Source organism: uncultured Agrococcus sp., assembly GCF_945915485.1.
In the GTDB taxonomy this organism is placed as follows: Bacteria; Actinomycetota; Actinomycetes; order Actinomycetales; family Microbacteriaceae; genus Agrococcus.
In genome coordinates this window covers 1-18,311 of the sequence record NZ_CAMEFJ010000050.1, presented here as the reverse complement: position 1 = coordinate 18,311, position 18,311 = coordinate 1, and the positions used below count along the sequence as shown (strand labels likewise).

General features: G+C 64.0%; 18 protein-coding genes. 6 read left to right on the top strand and 12 right to left on the bottom strand.

What is annotated here, in order from left to right:
* Window positions 1-192: 192 nt before the first annotated feature.
* A complete protein-coding gene (locus Q0O95_RS09115) occupies window positions 193-864 on the top strand; it encodes a hypothetical protein (RefSeq protein ID WP_293697588.1) in 672 nt (223 codons plus the stop codon).
* Window positions 865-925: 61 nt separating this feature from the next.
* On the opposite strand, the gene Q0O95_RS09110 is transcribed toward Q0O95_RS09115, so the two are convergent.
* From Q0O95_RS09110 to Q0O95_RS09075, 8 genes are all read right to left on the bottom strand, one after another.
* Window positions 926-1,549, bottom strand: a complete 624-nt coding sequence (locus tag Q0O95_RS09110; RefSeq protein ID WP_293697586.1) for a hypothetical protein — start codon at window positions 1,547-1,549, stop codon at window positions 926-928.
* Window positions 1,546-1,899 (bottom strand): helix-turn-helix transcriptional regulator, encoded by a 354-nt coding sequence (locus tag Q0O95_RS09105; protein ID WP_293697584.1) that lies wholly within the window; start codon window positions 1,897-1,899, stop codon window positions 1,546-1,548. The genes Q0O95_RS09110 and Q0O95_RS09105 overlap by 4 nt, the downstream gene beginning before the upstream one ends.
* 91 nt (window positions 1,900-1,990) lie before the next feature.
* Window positions 1,991-2,569 carry a GNAT family protein gene (locus Q0O95_RS09100; protein WP_293697582.1) on the bottom strand — a complete coding sequence of 193 codons (579 nt, stop codon included), beginning with the start codon at window positions 2,567-2,569 and terminating at the stop codon, window positions 1,991-1,993.
* A gap of 110 nt (window positions 2,570-2,679) precedes the next feature.
* A complete protein-coding gene (locus Q0O95_RS09095; protein ID WP_293697580.1) occupies window positions 2,680-3,417 on the bottom strand; it encodes a GTP pyrophosphokinase family protein in 738 nt (245 codons plus the stop codon).
* A 107-nt stretch (window positions 3,418-3,524) separates the two neighbouring features.
* Window positions 3,525-4,499, bottom strand: a complete 975-nt coding sequence (locus tag Q0O95_RS09090) for a putative sulfate exporter family transporter (RefSeq protein ID WP_293697578.1) — start codon at window positions 4,497-4,499, stop codon at window positions 3,525-3,527.
* Window positions 4,496-5,269, bottom strand: coding sequence for a fumarylacetoacetate hydrolase family protein (locus Q0O95_RS09085; protein WP_293697577.1), 774 nt, complete (start codon window positions 5,267-5,269; stop codon window positions 4,496-4,498). Before Q0O95_RS09085 ends, Q0O95_RS09090 begins: the two co-directional genes overlap by 4 nt.
* A 4-nt stretch (window positions 5,270-5,273) precedes the next feature.
* A complete protein-coding gene (locus tag Q0O95_RS09080) occupies window positions 5,274-6,368 on the bottom strand; it encodes a branched-chain amino acid aminotransferase (RefSeq protein ID WP_293697576.1) in 1,095 nt (364 codons plus the stop codon).
* Between the two features lie 12 nt (window positions 6,369-6,380).
* Window positions 6,381-7,454, bottom strand: coding sequence for a 3-isopropylmalate dehydrogenase (locus tag Q0O95_RS09075; RefSeq protein ID WP_293697575.1), 1,074 nt, complete (start codon window positions 7,452-7,454; stop codon window positions 6,381-6,383).
* A gap of 383 nt (window positions 7,455-7,837) precedes the next feature.
* Between Q0O95_RS09075 and poxB the strand changes: the two genes are divergently transcribed.
* Window positions 7,838-9,559: a ubiquinone-dependent pyruvate dehydrogenase gene (gene poxB / locus Q0O95_RS09070; RefSeq protein WP_293697574.1), complete on the top strand. Its 1,722-nt coding sequence runs from the start codon at window positions 7,838-7,840 to the stop codon at window positions 9,557-9,559.
* Between the two features lie 188 nt (window positions 9,560-9,747).
* Here the strand turns inward: poxB and Q0O95_RS09065 are convergent, their stop codons facing one another.
* Together Q0O95_RS09065 and Q0O95_RS09060 are read right to left on the bottom strand one after the other, a co-directional pair.
* Window positions 9,748-10,386 carry an NAD(P)-dependent oxidoreductase gene (locus tag Q0O95_RS09065; RefSeq protein ID WP_293697572.1) on the bottom strand — a complete coding sequence of 213 codons (639 nt, stop codon included), beginning with the start codon at window positions 10,384-10,386 and terminating at the stop codon, window positions 9,748-9,750.
* Window positions 10,383-11,300: an EamA family transporter gene (locus Q0O95_RS09060; RefSeq protein WP_293697570.1), complete on the bottom strand. Its 918-nt coding sequence runs from the start codon at window positions 11,298-11,300 to the stop codon at window positions 10,383-10,385. The genes Q0O95_RS09065 and Q0O95_RS09060 overlap by 4 nt, the downstream gene beginning before the upstream one ends.
* A gap of 58 nt (window positions 11,301-11,358) precedes the next feature.
* On the opposite strand from Q0O95_RS09060, the gene Q0O95_RS09055 reads away from it, so the two are divergent.
* A complete protein-coding gene (locus Q0O95_RS09055; protein ID WP_366516470.1) occupies window positions 11,359-12,243 on the top strand; it encodes a LysR family transcriptional regulator in 885 nt (294 codons plus the stop codon).
* A 353-nt stretch (window positions 12,244-12,596) separates the two neighbouring features.
* On the opposite strand, the gene Q0O95_RS09050 is transcribed toward Q0O95_RS09055, so the two are convergent.
* Window positions 12,597-14,105 carry an MFS transporter gene (locus Q0O95_RS09050; protein WP_293697568.1) on the bottom strand — a complete coding sequence of 503 codons (1,509 nt, stop codon included), beginning with the start codon at window positions 14,103-14,105 and terminating at the stop codon, window positions 12,597-12,599.
* Between the two features lie 106 nt (window positions 14,106-14,211).
* Here Q0O95_RS09050 and Q0O95_RS09045 point away from each other — a divergent pair, with 106 nt between their 5' ends.
* Entirely contained in the window at window positions 14,212-14,736 is a 525-nt protein-coding gene (locus Q0O95_RS09045; protein WP_293697566.1) for a TetR/AcrR family transcriptional regulator, read from the top strand.
* 378 nt (window positions 14,737-15,114) lie between these two features.
* On the opposite strand, the gene serA is transcribed toward Q0O95_RS09045, so the two are convergent.
* Window positions 15,115-16,722 (bottom strand): phosphoglycerate dehydrogenase, encoded by a 1,608-nt coding sequence (serA, locus tag Q0O95_RS09040; protein WP_293697564.1) that lies wholly within the window; start codon window positions 16,720-16,722, stop codon window positions 15,115-15,117.
* Window positions 16,723-16,837: 115 nt separating this feature from the next.
* Here serA and Q0O95_RS09035 point away from each other — a divergent pair, with 115 nt between their 5' ends.
* Together Q0O95_RS09035 and Q0O95_RS09030 are read left to right on the top strand one after the other, a co-directional pair.
* Complete coding sequence (locus tag Q0O95_RS09035) at window positions 16,838-17,356, top strand: YbjQ family protein (RefSeq protein WP_293697562.1); 519 nt, start codon at window positions 16,838-16,840, stop codon at window positions 17,354-17,356.
* A gap of 151 nt (window positions 17,357-17,507) precedes the next feature.
* Window positions 17,508-17,903 carry a hypothetical protein gene (locus Q0O95_RS09030; RefSeq protein ID WP_293697560.1) on the top strand — a complete coding sequence of 132 codons (396 nt, stop codon included), beginning with the start codon at window positions 17,508-17,510 and terminating at the stop codon, window positions 17,901-17,903.
* The last annotated feature ends 408 nt before the right edge of the window (window positions 17,904-18,311 follow it).

The window sequence follows — 18,311 nt, the reverse complement described above, 5'->3', positions numbered from 1 at the left end:
GGCAACAGTGACTAGGCCGGTCGGCCCGGCTGCGGGGCCCGAGTGTATGGAATGTGACGAAAGTATGGAAGTCGGCCCGACATTGGGTCACAAAGGTCGATTCCACCGACGTTCGGCACCTTTGAGCGGCATCCACGACGCAACGAAGCGACCACGACAGAGACACGCTCGAATCGGGCATAGGATGCAGCTATGCTGCGCCGAATCTGGATCCCGATCACGGGCGTGAGTTGGCGCGACATCGTGCTGCGTTTCGTCGTGATGCAGATCGGCTTCATGATGTACGGCTTTGCGATAGCGCTCATGATCGAAGCGAACATCGGCGCTTCGCCCTGGGATGTCCTCGCAATCGGCGTCTCGCTCAACACTCCCTTGTCGTTCGGCATCGCGACTTCGACGATCTCCGTCCTGGTGCTGCTGCTCTGGATCCCGCTGCGGCAGAAGGTCGGCATCGGCTCGCTCATGAATGGCCTGACGATCGGCCCATGGGCCGATCTCGGCTTCGTTTTCGCATTCACCCCCGATGAGCTCTGGCAGCGCGGCCTGCAGTTCCTGGTCGGGATGATCATGCTCGCGTGGGCAACCGCGATGTACATCTCCGCCGACTACGGGCCCGGGCCCCGCGACGGGCTCATGACCGGGCTCGTCAGAGTGACGAAATGGCCGATCTGGATCGTCCGGACGCTCCTCGAAGTCTGCGTGGTTGCGATCGGTTGGCTGCTGGGCGGCCCCGTCGGCGCCGGTACGGTCGCGTTCGCCCTCGGTATCGGGCCGTTCATCGGCTGGTTCCTGCCCTGGTGGCGGCGCTGGATGCAGGCCTACCGCGTGCGCGAAAGCCAGCGCGTTGCAGCGAAGGGCGACTAGCTCAGACCGGCTACTCCACCGGCCCGACCGTTATCGGCCCGGCTGCGGGAACAGGATGGGGTCATCCCCCTTCGCAGCTTTCCCCGCCCTGCGCAGCAGCATGTTCACGATGAACGGGGAGCAGGAGCAGCCCGCCCAGCACGATGCCGATCCAGGCAGGAACCTCAGCCACCGGCCCCGGCATGAGCGATGCAGCCGCTACGACGAATGCGAAGAGTGCGCCGATCACGATTATGGCTGCAACCGTCCGCTCAGTGATGAAACGCAGCAGCGACTCGCTCCACACGGCCAGGGCCACTACTGCAACGACGACTATGCCCACCTGCACCAGGAGCCCGACGAGGTTGATCTCGGCGACTCCCCCTGTGAATACGGCAGCCGTGCCCCCTATCAAGAGGGTGGTGCCGACCATCGCCAAGATTGTTACGAGGCAGAGCCGCACAACTTCCGGAAGACTCAATCGCTGATCATCCGGCAACTCCAAGGAGGCCGCGTACACCTTGGCCTCCCCGAAGACGTCGAACACCTCTTCCCCGTGCTCTGCCATGTGCGCCTCGACCTCGAGCAACGTGCCGCCGATGCTCTTGCCGCTGACACCCTTCAACCGCAGCTCGATCACGAGTTCGTCGACCCAGTCTTCGTCGACATGCGGCGTCCTTTCGCGAATCTGGTCATCGATACTCATCGTTCCTCCTTGGATGCGCCCTCGATCAGAGCAGCCGTCGCAGTGCTGAAGCGCGCCCACCGAGCGCCTTCCTGCTCGAGCTGTTCGGCTCCGAGCGACGTGATCGTGTAGGTCTTCTTGGCCGGGCCGTTTTCGCCAGCCACCCAGTCGGTCGTCACAAGTGCGTCGCGCTCCAGCCTGCCGAGCATGGGGTAGAGCGTGCCTCCGCCGATCGAACCGAGCCCTGCATCTTCGAGTGCGCGCGCGATTCCGTAGCCGTGGACGGGGCCCGACTCGGCGATCACCCGTAGTGCGCACAGCGACAGCGGGCCACGCAACCACTGCGCCGGCCATTCGGTGATCTCGGTCATAACGCCACAGTACTGCGATCTATATTGCTTTGCAACCTAGATGGTCACGCGAAAAGGCTATTGCGGATACAGCGAGTTCCAGCGGTCCGTTTCAGGCGCGGGAGGCGCGCCACTCGTCGGCGAGGATGCCGTACGTGAACCCGTCGATCCAGCCGAGCTCTGCGTGCCACGAATCCTGCACGCCATGCTGCTCGCGCCGCATCCCGAGCTTTTCCATGATCTTCCAGGATGCGATGTTGTCAGCGAAGCATCCGGCCGTGACACGACGAACCCCGAGGTCGTCGAAGGCAATCGCGAGCAACTCGCGGGCGATTTCGGTTGCGTAGCCCTTGCCCGTGTGCGCGGGGTCGAGGAGATAGCCAATGCCGGCCTCGTCATGACGCAATGCACCATCGTCGACGTGCATCTGCCCCATGCCGTCGGAAAGCCAGACGTCAGCGATACCGATCACCTCGCCGTCGCGCACCGCGATGGACGAGTGCTTCTTGGGGTCGTCACGGCCGTCTCGCCACTGCCTCCGGAACTCGTCAGGGTCGACTTTCGTGTGAATCAACCACCGCCATACGTCGGGGTGATTCCGCCACTGCAGCAGTTGTTCTACCTCTGACGAATCGGGCAATCGCAACTCTAGGGAGCCTGCCTGTCGCGGAAACAACGGTGTCGCACGCATGCTTCCACCATGCCAGAGGCAGCGACACATCGCTGAAACCTGCTGCTGTGCGTGCTGCCGAATGGATTATCCGATCGAACGCTCGCTCACGTGCACTTTTCAGCGCAGCACTAGTCGACCTCGTTCGGGCGCGGTCGGATCTCCTCACGCAGCTTGCCCATCCGATCGTCCAGTTCGGCTGCGATTGCCGAGGTCGTGGAAATCTGCTCAGCCAGGTGCGCCGGCAGGTTCGTGTCGTATTTATACGAGAGCTTGTGCTCCATGCTGGCCCAGAAATCCATGGCGATGGTGCGGATCTGCAACTCGACCGTGACGTGCTCGGTCTCCTGCGACAGGAACACCGGCACCTGCACGATCAAGTGCAGTGATCGGTAGCCGTTGGCCTTCGGCGCGGCAATGTAATCCTTCGTCTCGAGCACCGTGACATCGGATTGCTTCGACAGCATCTCGGCGATCCAGTACACGTCGGAGACGAAACTGCAGGTAATGCGGATGCCGGCAATGTCGGTGATCTCGTTCCGGATGGCCTCCACGGTAAGCGCGCTTCCTCGCCGAAGGGCCTTCCGCATGACGCCCTCGGGTGTTTTGAGGCGCGACCGGACGTGCTCGATGGGGCTGTAGTCGTGGCCCTGCTCGAACTCCTGCCGCAGGATCTCGATCTTCGTCGACAACGCCTTAATGCCGAACTCGTACACGAGGAACATGCGCCTGATCTGCTGCATGAGCGTGCGCAGCTGCAGCATCACGGCTTCCGGATCGTTGTCGCGCAGCGCGTCGATCCCGGCGTCGCTGCGGAGCTTTCTCACCAGTTCGTCCTGGAGTGCGGCGTCGTCTCTCACATCGGTCATGATGGTTTCGAGTCTAGGCGGGCGGTGTATGCGCTAGCTTTGAAGCCCTCGGAAGCATGCCGGACCCGAGTCTGCTTGAGGTGCCAGATTCAGCGCCGCAGCCCTCGCTAGAGAACGTTGATGACCAACAGCGCTGCGACGGCTATGAAGAACGTCGATGCCGCCGCGACTGCGAGAGAACGCCATCCCTGCTGCACGATCTCAGCGACGCGCACTCGCGATAGCAGCCCGACCAGCGCGACACCGAGTAGGAACGAGTGAGCGTGCGCCGTCCACGCCAGCACGATATCGGGAACAGGAACCCAGGTGCGCACGGCGACGAGCACGAGGAAGCCGATGATGAACAGCGGTACGATCGCCGGACGCTTGCCGCCACCGGCCTCGTGACGCGAGAACAGCACCGTCAGTGCCACCATCGGAGCAAGGCACAGCACACGCACGAGCTTCACGATGACGGCGATCGCGAGCGCCGAGCCACCCGCAACGGATGCCGTCGCGACGACCTGCCCCACATCGTGCACGGCGGCCCCGGCCCAGATGCCGAAGTCTCCGCCGCTCACGCCGAGCGGCACGGCTGCAAGCGGCAGCGCCACGATCGCGACCGTGCCGAACAGCGTCACGAGCGCAACGGGAACTGCTTGCTCACCGGCGCGTGCGCGCGTCGCCTGCCCCATCGCGCCGATCGCACTCGCACCGCAGATGGAGAAACCGGCCGCCATCAGGATCGGCTGCTTGCCCTCCATCCCGACAACGCGCGCGACCGCGTAGGTGAACACGAACGACACCACGACGAGACCGATGATGGCGAACACCATGGGCAACCCGAGGCTCAGGATCTGCGTGAAACTCACCGATAGCCCGAGCAACACGATGCCGAGGCGCATGACGTTACGCCCCGCGAATCCGAGCCCCGCATCCAGTGTCCTGGTGTGCAACGAGCCGACGAACGAGAGCGCAAACCCGAACACGACGCACAGTGTCAGGGCCGGCACCGAGAGGCCGGCGAACCCGAAGAGCGTTGACACCGCGAACGCCAGTGCTGCGACGCCGGCCGCGAGCGCCAGCCCCGGCAAGGTCTTCACGGCTGCTGGCTGACGATGCGGTTCGTCAGCGTACCGACTCCCTCGACCTCGACCTCGACGGTCTGCCCCGGCTCCATGGGCCCGACTCCGGCCGGCGTACCCGTCAGGATGACGTCACCGGGCAGCAGCGTCATGAACGACGTCACGTACTCGATCAGCGTGCCGAAATCGAATACGAGATCGGCCGTTGTGCCATCCTGCACGGTCTTGCCGTCCAGGCGCGTCTGCACACGAATCGATTCCGGATCGAACTCGGTCTGGATGACCGGCCCGAGCGGGCAGGACGCATCGAATCCCTTGGCCCGCGCCCACTGCCTGTCGGAGCGCTGGCGGTCGCGCATCGTGACGTCATTGGCCGCGGTGATGCCGAACACGACGTCCCCAGCGGCCGCTGAGGTGACGTTGCGGGCGACCTTGCCGATCACGAGCGCGACCTCGCCCTCGAAGTGCAGGTCTTCCGTCTGCGCGGGGTACGGAATCGCGTCTTCCGGTCCGATCACCGCCGTGTTCGGCTTCAGAAAGACGAGCGGCTCCTCCGGCACCTCGTTGCCGAGCTCGGCAGCGTGATCGCGATAGTTGCGCCCGATGCCGACGACCTTCGATCGCGGGATGACCGGTGCCAGCAGCCGCACATCCCCCAGTTCGACGCGGTCGCCGGTCGTGTCGAACCCCGCGAACATGGGATCGCCGGAGAGGACGACGAGTTCATCTTCGTCGACGATGCCGAAACCGATGGCACCGCCTTCGAGCGAGAAACGCGCAATCTGCATGAGGCTATGCCTTTGCTTCTGTGACCTGCACCATCCAGCCGAACGGGTCTTCAGCACGGCCCCACTGGATGTCGGTGAGCGCCTTGCGGAGCTTCATCGTAACTTCGCCGGGCTCGCGGTCGGGCCAGCCGAATGACCCGTCAGGCGAGACGATCTCGCTGATCGGGGTGATGACGGCGGCAGTGCCGCACGCGAACGCCTCGACGATGTCGCCGGACTCGACGCCCTCCTGCCATTCATCGATTGTGACGGGGCGCATTTCGGTGCGGTGCCCGAGGTGCTCGGCCAGCTCGAACAGCGAGTTGCGGGTGATGCCATCGAGAATCGTGTCCGATTCGGGCGTCACGAGCGTGCCGTCGCGCTTCACGAGCACGAGGTTCATGCCGCCGAGCTCCTCGATGTGGCGGTCGCCGAGCGACGAGAGGAACAGCACCTGCGAGCAACCGTTCGCGAACGCCTCCTGCGTCGGCGCGAGACTGGAGGCGTAGTTGCCGCCGGTCTTCGCCGAGCCGGTGCCGCCCTTGCCCGCGCGGTTGAAGTGCTCGCTGAGCCAGATGCGCACAGGCTTCACACCGTCGGCGAAGTATGCGCCAACCGGGCTCGCGATGACCATGAACCGGGCCGAGTGCGCTGCACGCACGCCGAGGAACACCTCGTTGCCGAACGTGAACGGCCTGATGTAGAGGGACTGTTCATGGCCGCTGGGCGTCCAGCGCTCGTCGGCCCGCACGAGCTGCTTGCAGGCCTCGACGAAGTCTTCGACCGACAGTTCGGGTAGCGCCATGCGCACGGCCGAGCGCGCGAGCCGCTTGCCGTTCTCATCGGGGCGGAACAGCCACACGGAACCGTCCTCGTGACGGTACGCCTTCAGACCTTCGAAGATCTCCTGACCGTAGTGCAGCACGGCGTGGGCCGGGTCGATCGCGAGCGGCCCGTAGGGTTCGACCCGGGCGTCCCGCCAGCCGCTATCGAGTGTCCAGTCGATCGAGACCATATGGTCGGTGAAGACGCGGCCGAAACCGGGCGCCTCGTGAATCGCTGCCAGCTGCTCGTCGGTGACGCGCTCGGTTGCTTCGGATGTTGTGAACTCCAGAGTCATTCCGGATGCTCCTTACTGCTCTGCGAGGAGGGCGACGACCGCGTCGCCGATCTCAGTGGTCGTTCGTGATCCCGTGCGGTCTGTGACCTCGGCGTCGACAGCGTCGCGAATGCGCTGCGCTGCCTCGGGGAATCCCTGATGGTCCGCCAGCAGCGCGATCGACAAGATCGCGGCGGAGGGGTCGGCCCTGCCGGTTCCGGCGATGTCGGGAGCTGAGCCGTGCACGGGTTCGTACATGCTCGGGTATGTGCCGTCGACGTTGAGGTTCGCCGACGCGGCGAGCCCGATACCGCCACCGACCGCTCCTGCGAGGTCGGTGAGGATGTCGCCGAAAAGGTTGTCCGTCACGATAACGTCGAAGCGCGCAGGGTCGGTGACGAAGAAGATGGTCGCGGCGTCGACGTGGAGGTAGTCAACCGTAACCTGCGGGTACTCGGCGGCCACGGCATCCGTGATCCGCTGCCAGAGGGCACCGGCGTGCACCAGCACGTTCTTCTTGTGCACGAGCGTGAGTTTGTTGTCTCGCTGCGTCGCGATCTCGAACGCCTTGCGTACGACGCGCTCGACGCCCGCCGCAGTGTTGACGCTCAGTTCGTTCGCGATCTCGTTGTCGGTGCCCTGCTTGAGTACGCCGCCGTTGCCGACGTACGGCCCCTCCGTGCCCTCGCGCACGACGACGAAGTCGATATCGCCGGGATGCTCGAGTGGGCTTTCGACGGCGGGGTGCAGTTTCGTGGGCCGCAGGTTCACAGCGTGGTCGAATGCGAAGCGCAGCTTCAGCAGCAGACCGCGCTCGATGATGCCACCAGCGAGGCGTTTGTCGGCCGGATCGCCGCCGACCGCGCCCAGCACGATGGCATCGTGCTTCGCGATGTCGGCCATGGTCTCGTCACTCAGGATCTCGCCGGTCTCGAGGTAGTGCTGCGCACCGAGCGAGAACTCGTGGCTCGTCAGCTCGACGTCGGGCAATGCTGCTCGCAGAACTTTCCATGCCTCGGCAGTGACCTCGGGGCCGATGCCGTCGCCACCGATAACCGCGATACTGAGCGCATTCCGACCCACGACGCCTCCTTCTGTCTCAATCACAACAACTCTACTCGCGCGGGCACATGCTTGCGCACGCGGTCGTGCAGCATACGGATTCGCGTGTTGCGTTCGAGAACCGGGCCGCACGAGAGACGCGGATACTGTCGTCAGCGACCGAAAGGCCGACGAACGGTCAGTCATTCGCGAAAGCCGCGTCTTTCGTCCGTAGCGTCGCCCGAAACGAGCCGCCCGGCATGCCCATACCCATTGACGAGCACCCCGTGCAGCCCGCTGGCCGCGCACGCTATTTGTGCGCGCTGTGGCTTTGCAAAAAGCAAACCCTGGGGTTCGGAAGAGTATCCGCTCACGTTTGATCAGGCCATTGCCCTGAGACCAAAAACAGGGAACAGTAGCGAACAAGCGCATACGAGGGAGACGGGAACATGGCCACAGTTGCAGAACACATCGTCGAAACCATCGAGCAGAGCGGCGTCGAACGCGTCTGGGGAATCGCTGGCGATTCACTCAACGGCTTCACCGACGCGCTGCGCGAGTCCGACGTCGACTGGGTGAACGTGCGTCACGAAGAGTCGGCGGCGTTCGCGGCGAGCGCGGAAGCGGAAGTCACGGGAGAACTCGCCGTTTGCGCAGGCAGCTGCGGCCCCGGCAATCTCCACCTCATCAACGGCCTCTTCGATGCCCAGCGGTCGCGCGTGCCCGTCTTAGCTATTGCAGCGCACATCCCTGCCGACGAGATCGGCACCGGCTACTTCCAGGAGACCCACCCGCAAGACCTCTTCCGCGAGTGCAGTGTGTACGTCGAGCACGTCAGCGACGTCGAGCAGCTGCCACGGGTCCTCACCATCGCAATGCGCGCCGCAATCGAACAGCGCGGCGTCGCGGTGCTCGTGCTGAGCGGATCAACGTTGCTGGCGAACATGCCGGATGCAGCCGTCGAACCCATTCGGAGAACGAGCCCGCGCATCCTGCCGTCCGTCGAGGAACTCGAACGAGCCGCGGATGCCCTCAACGATTCCAAGCGCGTCACGATTCTCGCGGGCGCCGGAGTCGCAGGTGCGCACGATGAACTGCTGGAAGTCGCCGAGCTGCTGCAAGCTCCGATCGTGCACGCCATGCGCGGCAAGGAGCACATCGAATACGACAACCCGTACGACGTCGGCATGACTGGATTGCTCGGGTTCGCCTCCGGCTATCACGCGTTGCGCGACTGCGACACGCTGCTGATGGTCGGCACGGATCTGCCCTATAAGCAGTTCTACCCGGAGGACGCGACGGTCGTGCAGATCGATGCAAGGGGCGAGCAGATCGGCAAACGAGTACCCGTGGATGTTCCGCTAGTCGGCACGGCGCGTGACACGCTGCGTGAGCTGGTCGGTCTGTTGGAGCCTGCGAAATCGTCGAAGCACCTGAAGGCGATGGTCGACAACTACACGAAGACCCGCAAGCGGCTCGACAAACTGGCCTCCCCATCGCGGGGTAAGGCAGCCATCCACCCGCAGTACGTTGCGCGCCTGCTCGACGAGCGGACCACGGACGATGCCGTGTTCATTCCCGATGTCGGGTCCCCCGTCGTCTACGCCGCCCGCTACATCACGGCGACGCGTGACCGGCGCATAATCGGGTCGTTCACGCACGGCTCGATGGCCAACGCGCTGCCGATGTCGATAGGAGTGCAGGAGGCGTTCCGTGAGCGGCAGGTGATCTCGATGTCTGGTGACGGGGGTCTCGGCATGCTCATGGGCGAACTGCTCACCGTGCGCGAGCGGCAATTGCCCGTGAAGATCGTCGTCTTCAACAACTCATCGCTGAACTTCGTCGAGCTCGAGATGAAAGCTGCCGGCTTCGTCACCTTCGCAACCGATCTCGAGAACCCCGACTACGCCAAGGTCGCCGAGGCGATGGGGATCTGGGGGCGGCACGTCGAAGTCAGCTCCGAGTTGCCGGATGCCGTTGACGCGTTTCTCGCGCACGACGGCCCCGCGCTGCTGGATGTCGTAACCGAGCGCCAGGAACTTGCGATGCCGCCGACCGTGAGCGTCGAGCAGATGAAAGGGTTCTCGCTCTACGCCCTGCGGACCGTGCTCAGCGGTCAGGGCAGCGAGCTGGTCGATCTCGCGAAGGCGAACGTACGGCAGATCCTCTAGTCACCCGCATCCCCGCCGACACGAAAAGCGCGAAAACTGACACTTGAGCACGAATGACCGACCAACGGTCGGTCATGCACGAAAACCGCGTCTTTCGACCACACCCGCAGCGCATCCGAACGCAAACGTCTCCTATTGGGGCAGGCGCTGAACGAGATTGCCCTTGGAACCCGATGTGAGCGTTGAGTTCACTTCTGACTGACGGTGAAGTGCTGGGCGTTGCCCGGACTCTCCAGTTCATCGACAACGGCGACCGCTAGGTCCGCTGCTGTGATTCGTGAGACACCGTTTTCGTCAGTGAGCAGCGTGGTGGCACCGCGTCGGTAGCCGCCGACGCGTTCACCCTCCTCGAGCACTGCGGGCGGGCTCAGATACACCCAACCGCCGTACGTGTGCTGCGAGCACACCTCGAATTGTTCAAGGCTGGCCTGTGCGAGGGTTCTCCACGCCGCCGGCACATAGTCGGGGTCGGTGATCAGCAGCCGGTCAGGATGGGCAGGAGAACGCAACGGAGACGCCCCGCCCACCACCAGGACTTGCGTTCGGTGGAGTGCAGCGACATCCAGAAACCCCTGAGTGAGCGGTGCAAGTCTGGATTCCTCGCCAGGGGCGAGTCGAATCGTCAGCACCGCGGCATCCATTCCCGACAGCAGAGCGTCAAGCGCTGCGCTGTCCGCAACATCGAAACGACGCGAGCCTAGCCGTTCGTGTTCGATGCGCGGACTCGAGTGTCGTGATACCGCGGTAACGCGATGGTGACGCGAGAGAGCTTCTGTGACGATCGCGCTGCCGGCCATTCCGGTCGCGCCGAATACAGCAATTTTCATGATGAAATGTGAACTTTCTTTCTGGACGGGGTGAGTTGGCCGGCAACCATTGCGGTCAACGCAACGACGAAACCTGCCAGTTGGAACAGTGTGAACGCTTCACCAGCAATGGCGGAGCCGAGAAGCGCAGCAACCAACGGCGAAAGCAGCACGAGGAACGCGGTTGCCGCGACCGGCAAGCGAGCAATGCCTGCGAACCAGAGCGTGTAAGCGAGCAGAGCACCGATCAGGCCCAGCCACAGGTACCCCGTGACCGCGTCCCCGTCGATGCGGGAGGGAACGCCTTCGAAAAGCAAAGCGGGGACGATGAGCACGCCTCCCGCGGCAGTGAGTTGCCATCCAGCGAATCCGAGCGCAGATACTCCCTCTGGTCGCCCCCACTTCTTCATGAGCACGATCCCCACGGCCACAGAGGTGGCTCCTCCGAGCCCCGCCAGAATGCCGATCGGGCTGAGAGCGGCTTCCGGGCCGATGACAACAAGGCCGACACCGATCACGCCTATCACGCCCCAGGCCACCCGCCAGGTGGAGAGCTTCTCGCGCAATATCGCGACGGCGAGCAGAGCCACCACGAGCGGCTGAATAGCCCCCAACGTCGCTGCAACGCCGCCCGGAAGATGCTCGGCTGCGAGAAAGAGCAGAGGAAAGAACGCGCCGATGTTCAGCGTTCCCAATACGACGCTTTTCCACCACCACGCCCCGTGCGGCAACCGCCTCACCAGGAGCAGCGCGATCAGACCAGCGGGCAACGACCGCATGAGGGCCGCGAACAGCGGGTGACCCTCGGGCAGCATGTGCGTCGTGACGATATAGGTCGAGCCCCATACGGCCGGAGCAATCGCCGCGAGGCCGGTCCAGGATGCTCGACCGAGAGGTGACGTGGTCGACGGTAATGGGCTCGTAGTTCTGATCACTCATCTATCGTCAGGCACACGATAGCAATGAGTCCAAGTCATTACTTTCATATTATAAATGAATAGCTATCATAGATGCATGGAGCTGCAGCAGATGCGATACGTCGTCGCGGTCGCGGAGACACGCAGCTTCACCCGTGCCGCTGAGCTCTGCCACGTCGTACAGTCTGCGCTCAGTCACCAGATCAAAGCACTGGAGCGCGAACTGGGTGTGAGACTATTCGCTCGCACCAGTCGCCGAGTGGAAGTTACAGCCGCGGGTACGGCATTTGTGACATCAGCGCGCGCGAGTCTTGACGCAGCCGAACGTGCAGCCTCAGAAGCCGCCGCGGCGACAGGCCGAATTCAGGGAACACTGTCCATTGGGCTCATCCCCACAGTGACCGTGCTCAATGTACCGACCGAGCTCAGCAGATTCCATCTCGCCCATCCGGAGGTGCAGATCCGCCTGCACAGCGGTGGCAGCCAGGAGTTCATCAAGGCCATTGCAGAGGGAAGGATGGACGTAGCAGTCCTCGGGCTACCCGAATCAATGCCACCGAAAGGCATCAACGCGGTCGAACTCGCACGTGAGCATCTTGTCGCAGTCGTCTCTTCCAAGCATGCGTTTGCCGGGCGTCGGCGGCTACAGATGCAGGATCTCGCAGATGAAACGTTCGTGGACTTCCCGGAAAACACACCCGGCAGAATGCCCTCAGACATGGCGTTCCAAGCTGCGGGGATCGTTCGCAATGTCGCATTTGAAGCAATGAGCATCGATCTCATACTGGATCTTGTCAAACACGATCTCGTCATTGCACTCCTCTCACCAGACGTCGTCCCCGAAACCGGCGATCTTCGATCCATCCCTATCGCCCAAGGGCCGAGCCGAGTCGAGTATCTTGCCTGGAGTAGTTTCAACCCGACACCGGCAGCACAGGCGTTTCTCGATCAACTACTTTGACTGAGCCCGACTCCGGAGCGTCACCGCGCGTCGATGCCAGCAGATGCTCATCTACCTCGCTCTACGCCCTGCGGACCGTGCTCAGCGGTCAGGGCAGCGAGCTGGTCGACCTCGCGAAGGCGAACGTACGGCAGATCCTCTGTCACCCGCATCCCCTCCGACCCGAAAACGCGGGAAACGACACTTGAGCACGAAGGCCCGACCAACGGTCAGTCATGCACGGAAACCGCGTCTTTCAGGCACACGTCTTCAGCACACCACGTTCTCACCGCAGAAGACGAAAACTCGGGCCGAACTTCTCACAGGGTGGAGGTTCGGCCCGAGCTCTGCGGCGCCGGACGGTCGGCGAAGCGCTACGCCTTCGCGCGACGCAATGCGATGAATGCGATGAGCACCGCGCCGACCATCAGCACAACCCCGGCGCCGCTCATGGCCGTCGCGCCTTCGTCGAAGGCGTGCTGCGCCTGCAGCAGGAGCTGTGCGCCGGCGTCGCCACCGATCTCCTCGGCAACGGTTGCGGCACCGCCGAGCGTCTCGTATGCCGCATCCGCATGCGCTTGATCGAGATCTTCGGGCAGCACGAGTGAACCGCGATACACCGCCGTGAGGAGGCCTCCGAGCAGTGTCGTGCCGAGTACGGCTCCGAACTCGTAGGCGGTCTCAGACAGCGCGGATGCGGCTCCCGCCTTCTCGGGGCGTACGGAGGCGATCACGATGTCGTTCGAGAGCGTCTCGGCAGCACCGATGCCGATGCCGAGCAATGCGAAGAAGCTGAGAATCGCCCACACCTCGATGTCTTTGCCGGCGAAGAGCATGAGCGTGTACGCGAGCATCGAAACGCTCAGCGCGATGCCGACAACGGGGCCGGGCCGGAAGCGCTTCACGACCCTGACCACCAGCAGGCCGGACAGCACGATGGCGAGCACGCCCGGCACCAGCACGAGCGCGGCGTCGAACACCGAAAGCCCAGTCACGAGCTGCAGGTGCTGCGTCACCCAGTAGAGGAAGCCGGTCAAAGCGACGACGCTCAGCAGGTTGATCATGAGGGCGCCCGAGAACTCGGGGATCTTCATGAGACGTACGTCAAGCATCGGGTTCTTCGAGCGCAGCATTCGGCGCACGAACACCCAGCCCGCCACCACCGCCACGAGCAGTACCGCTGCAGCGAAGAAGTCGATGCCGTGCGTTGCGAGCCGCTTGATGCCTGCGGCGAGACCACCGAGCGCCGCCATGGAAGCGACGACGCCGATCACATCGATGGGGCCCGGGTTCGGGTCGCGCGACTCGTCGATCAGGAACGGCGCGAGCACGAGCAACGGAATCAGGATGGGCACAGCGATCAAGAAGATCGAGCCCCAGTGGAACTGCGTCAGCAGCAGTCCGCCGACAACCGGGCCGATGGCCGAACCGACCGAGAAGCCGGTTGCCCAGATCGCGATCGCGAGACGGCGCTGAGCGCGGTCGAGGAAGATCGAGCGCAGCAACGACAGCGTCGATGGCATGAGCGTCGCCCCGAACAGGCCGAGCAGCGCGCGCATGGCGACGAGCACTTCCGCCGTCGGGGAGAAAGCCGCGACGACCGACACGATCGCGAATCCCGTCGCTCCTATCAGGAGCAGCTTGCGTCGGCCGATGCGATCGCCCAGGGATCCGGCCGCAACGAGGAGGCCGGCCAGCACGAGCGGGTACGCGTCGATGATCCACAGCTGCTGCGCCGCCGAGGGCGAGAGGTCTTGCGCGATCTGCGGGATCGCGAAGTTGAGCGCCGTGTTGTCGATCGAGACGAGGAGCACGGGCAGCATGAGCACCGACAGCGCGAGCCACTTTCGCGCTGGTGCCGTCACACGCACATCCGTCATCATTGCTATCTTCCCTTTCCGGGAACGGCCGTCGGCGTGAACCGCCGACAGCTAAACCGTCCAGACGGTACAGTAGCATAGCGGAATAGGGTTGGCTACAGGAGGGCACATGAACACGCGCGACGAAATTCTCAATGCGTTCGAAGAACTCATCATCGAGCAGGGAGAACGTTCCGCGACCATTTCAGGCGTCGCCGCGGCCGCCGGAGTTTCGAAGGGCGGCCTGCTCTACCACTTCGGGTCGAAGGACGCTCTCGTCGCGGGGCTAGCGGACCGCTTCAATGAGCAGGTCGAGGCCGAAGTCGACCGGCTCCGCGAGATCGACGACCCGGTCGAAGTGTTTCTGCGCGAGTCGCTGGAGATCAACCATCCGACGGATCGCACGTTCATTGCGCTCATCGGGCTCGCCCAGTTGGGTGAGCACCAGATCGCGAAGGATGCCCTCGCCAGGTTCGACACGCTCGCCTGGGACACTCTCGCCGACGTCCTGGGCGACCGCGCCCTCGCGCATCTCGTGCTGCGCGTCAGCGACGGACTGTATCTGCGTGCGGCACTCAGCATCGGCGAGGACAGCCGAGCAGACTTCACCGAGCTGATGGGGCAGCTGCGAAAGCTTCTGCCTAAAAAATCGTAGCGGCGCAAGCTGCCCAGCAAGCGCGACAACACTGCCTCTCGGGTCCGTGACTCCCAAACCTCCCGGCTCTCAGAATCCCCGCATCCCGGACTCCTCGTCCGATGATTCGGAGAGTGCCTGCTGGGCCGTCTGCCGAACAGGCACTACCCGAGTAGTGCCAGCCCCACGATTCGGCAAATGCCTACGCAGCATGCCTACCCAGGAGCATCGGCAGGAGGTGTCCGAATAACCGAACGCGTCCGCGAGGCAGACACCTGTGCACGCAAACTTCGCGACGGAAGATTTTCGTGGACGGGGGCCATCCTCCCGCATCTTGCGCACCGAGTACCTGCGGCCGGCAACTTGGAAGCCAGCTCGTGCGGATGAGGGATGCGGGTGTTAGAGGTCCCGCAGCTGAATCTGCCGGATCGACTCGGCCGAGATCTGCTCGCCGATGCGCTCCAGCAGCTCGTTCTCGACCGCCTGATCGACCGTGACAACTGCGATGACCGATCCGCCGGCCTCCGTTCGAGCGATCTGCATGCCTGCGATATTGACGCCGTCCTCGCCGAACTCGCGCCCGTAGATCGCGACGATGCCGGGGCGGTCGACGTACTGCAGCACGATGTGGTGGTCTTCCAGCGGTAGCTCGAGCGCGTGCGCGTTAATGCCGGTGAGCTTCTGAATCTGCTTGGGCCCGGTGAGCGTGCCCGAGACGGAGTGGCGCTTGCCATCACTGCCGGCGGCGATCACCGTGATCTCGTTGCGGAATCGCTCGGAGAGCGCTTCGGCCCGCAGCTCGCTCGTCACTCCGCGGCCCTCGGCGATGACCGGTGCGTTGACGAACGTGACCTGCTCGCTCACGATCGACGAGAAGAAGCCCTTCAGTACGGCAAGGCGCAGCACCTTGACGTCGTACTCGACGAGCTCGCCGTGCACCTCGACGTCGATCGCCTCGACGGGTCCGTCCACGAGACCGGCCGTGAACTGGCCGAGCTTCTCCGCCAGCGGGATGCCCGGGCGCACGTACTTGTGGATATCACCGCCGGCGACGTTGACCGCGTCGGGAACGAGGTCACCGGAGAGTGCCAGACGAACGGACTTTGCCACCGCGATGCCGGCTTTCTCCTGTGCTTCCTCCGTCGATGCGCCCAGGTGCGGCGTGACCTGAATGCCGTCGATACCGGTTAGCGAGGTGTCGGCGGGCGGCTCCTGCACGAAGACGTCGAGCCCAGCCCCCGCAATCGTGCCGGACGAGACGGCCGCAGCAAGGGCCTCCTCGTCGATGATGCCGCCGCGCGACGCGTTCACGATGCGGAGGTTCGACTTCGCGTGCGCAAGCTGTTCTTCGCCGATGAGGCCGACCGTTTCCGGCGTGCGCGGAATGTGCACGGTGACGAAATCGGCCTCAGCCATGAGTTCGTTGAGGTCACGCAGCTCGACGCCGAGTTGCGCCGCGCGGGCGGGGCTGACGTAGGGATCGTACGCGATGAGTTTGACACCGAAGGGTGCGAGCCGCTCGGCGACCAGCACACCGATGCGGCCGAGACCGACGATACCGACCGTCTTCTCGTACAGCTCGACGCCCGTGAAGGAGTTGCGCTTCCACTCCCCTGCCTTGAGCGAGTCGTTCGCCGCCGGGAGGTTGCGAGCGAGGGAGAGGATGTGCGCGATCGCGAGTTCCGCGGCCGAGATGATGTTCGAAGTCGGGGCGTTCACGACCATGACCCCCGCCGCAGTGGACGCGGGGATGTCGACGTTGTCGAGGCCGACACCGGCGCGGGCGACGATCTGCAGGTTCGGCGCGTGTGCGATCGCCTCGGCATCCACTTTCGTCGCGCTGCGCACGAGAATCGCAGCGGCGTCGTTGAGCGAGGACAGCAGCGCGGATCGATCGGTGCCGTCGATGTGCCGGACGTCGAAGTCCGGCCCGAGCGCGTCTACCGTCGCGTCCGAGAGCCTTTCCGCGATTACGACGATCGGTTTCTGCTGTGCGTCGTTCGACACGTGCTTCTCCTTGAGGAATTGGTGGTGCTGGAAACAGTGCACGACGGCGTGCCGAGACCATAGTACTGGCCCTGGCTGTCGGGAAGAGTTCAGTTACGAACTGTTGAATGGGCGCATGATCATCGTGACGGGAAATGAGATACCGGGCTTCCAGATCATCGCCGTACACGGCGAGGTCATGGGCCTGACGGTGCGAGCAAGGGACTTCGGGCAGAGCTGGGTCGCCGGTTGGCGTGCGATCGGCGGTGGTGAACTGCCGGAGTTCACGTCACTGCTCGTCGAGTCACGCCACGAAGTCATGGGCCGAATGGTGACGGATGCCCAGTCACGCGGTGCCAACGCGATCGTGGCGATGCGCTTCGACGGCGGCGATATCGGCGGGCAGTGGAAGGAAGTCTGCGCCTACGGCACGGCGGTCAGCGTGCGCGCACTCGGCCCCGACGATGAAGGTTCGACACCGCAATCGATCGACCTGTGGCAGCGCGATCAGGCGATGCGCCACGGTGCTCAGCAGCAGATCGCACCGCCGACCGACTTCGGGCCGCAGCCCTGGTTCGGCCCCGACGGCCAGCACGTCCCGCCGCCTCAGCACGGGCAGCAGCAGCCACCGCATCCGCAGCAGCCACCGCGCTGACGAGGTTCGCGTTCTGCATTCGCTTGCGACGGAGCGCCTCAAACGAGCGGCGGCGCGTCGGCGGCACGTTGAGCGAGCGGGATGTCGTCCGTGCCTGCGGAACCGAGAACGCATTTCACACGGTGGGCACTAGGGCACAATGGATGTCGTAATGGACGACACATTTCTGTTGGCCCAGTGGGTCATTCGCGCGCTGCTCACCCTGTACTTCCTGTTCATCGGTACCTCGATGTTCCTGCCTACCCAGTTGCAGGCGGCGCTCGGCGTCGTCGGGAAACTGTTGCCACGCGCATCCCGCGTCATCGTCGTCGGCGCCGCGTTCGTCGCGATCGTTGCCGGGCTGGCGCTGCTGCTGCCGTGGTGGGCGCCGCGGTTCGTCGCCGGCATTGTGCTCATTGCATTGCTCATCGCGCTGTTCCCGATTCACACGGCCATCGCCAGGAGGGCGGATGCCGCAGCGGCCGATAAGCACGGCGCGACATCCGTGCGCGTGCGTGCCGTCGTACAGGTCATCATCGCCCTGTTGATTCTGTTCGCGATTATCTAGGCCTGCGCCAAGAGACGGCGATGACTGTGGCGTGCTCCTCGCGCACGGCCCGGCGGCTTAATCTCCAGGTCGGCGCTCGATCTGCGGGAGCGGGCGTAACGAAACACTGACGAAGCGACCGATTGCACCGAAAGACTGACCTATTCGTCAGTTTTTCGTGTTCGATCAGTTTTTGGTACAGCGGGCCGACCACGCCCGGGGCGCCGATGCGGGGCCAGAACCGTTGAACGACGCTCACCGCACCGAAGGCATAAACGGAAAATCGGGGGTTGTGTTCTCTCCCTTGGCACCGTATCGGTCACCATCCTCTACGAACCGCTGCAACCTGGCCAGCAGGTCGGCCCATCCGTAATCGTAAGATGCGGCGAGCTTGTCGCCGCCGTCGCCCCAGAGCTGCACAAAGTCGTG

What these genes read in the sequence shown, in the direction of transcription:
- Q0O95_RS09115 (WP_293697588.1), top strand. Translation starts at nt 193, where the DNA reads ATGCTGCGCCGAATCTGGATCCCGATCACGGGCGTGAGTTGGCGCGAC.
- Q0O95_RS09110 (WP_293697586.1), bottom strand. Translation starts at nt 1,549, where the DNA reads ATGAGTATCGATGACCAGATTCGCGAAAGGACGCCGCATGTCGACGAA.
- Q0O95_RS09105 (WP_293697584.1), bottom strand. Translation starts at nt 1,899, where the DNA reads ATGACCGAGATCACCGAATGGCCGGCGCAGTGGTTGCGTGGCCCGCTG.
- Q0O95_RS09100 (WP_293697582.1), bottom strand. Translation starts at nt 2,569, where the DNA reads ATGCGTGCGACACCGTTGTTTCCGCGACAGGCAGGCTCCCTAGAGTTG.
- Q0O95_RS09095 (WP_293697580.1), bottom strand. Translation starts at nt 3,417, where the DNA reads ATGACCGATGTGAGAGACGACGCCGCACTCCAGGACGAACTGGTGAGA.
- Q0O95_RS09085 (WP_293697577.1), bottom strand. Translation starts at nt 5,269, where the DNA reads ATGCAGATTGCGCGTTTCTCGCTCGAAGGCGGTGCCATCGGTTTCGGC.
- Q0O95_RS09080 (WP_293697576.1), bottom strand. Translation starts at nt 6,368, where the DNA reads ATGACTCTGGAGTTCACAACATCCGAAGCAACCGAGCGCGTCACCGAC.
- poxB (WP_293697574.1), top strand. Translation starts at nt 7,838, where the DNA reads ATGGCCACAGTTGCAGAACACATCGTCGAAACCATCGAGCAGAGCGGC.
- Q0O95_RS09065 (WP_293697572.1), bottom strand. Translation starts at nt 10,386, where the DNA reads ATGAAAATTGCTGTATTCGGCGCGACCGGAATGGCCGGCAGCGCGATC.
- Q0O95_RS09055 (WP_366516470.1), top strand. Translation starts at nt 11,359, where the DNA reads ATGAATAGCTATCATAGATGCATGGAGCTGCAGCAGATGCGATACGTC.
- Q0O95_RS09050 (WP_293697568.1), bottom strand. Translation starts at nt 14,105, where the DNA reads ATGATGACGGATGTGCGTGTGACGGCACCAGCGCGAAAGTGGCTCGCG.
- Q0O95_RS09045 (WP_293697566.1), top strand. Translation starts at nt 14,212, where the DNA reads ATGAACACGCGCGACGAAATTCTCAATGCGTTCGAAGAACTCATCATC.
- Q0O95_RS09035 (WP_293697562.1), top strand. Translation starts at nt 16,838, where the DNA reads ATGATCATCGTGACGGGAAATGAGATACCGGGCTTCCAGATCATCGCC.
- Q0O95_RS09030 (WP_293697560.1), top strand. Translation starts at nt 17,508, where the DNA reads ATGGACGACACATTTCTGTTGGCCCAGTGGGTCATTCGCGCGCTGCTC.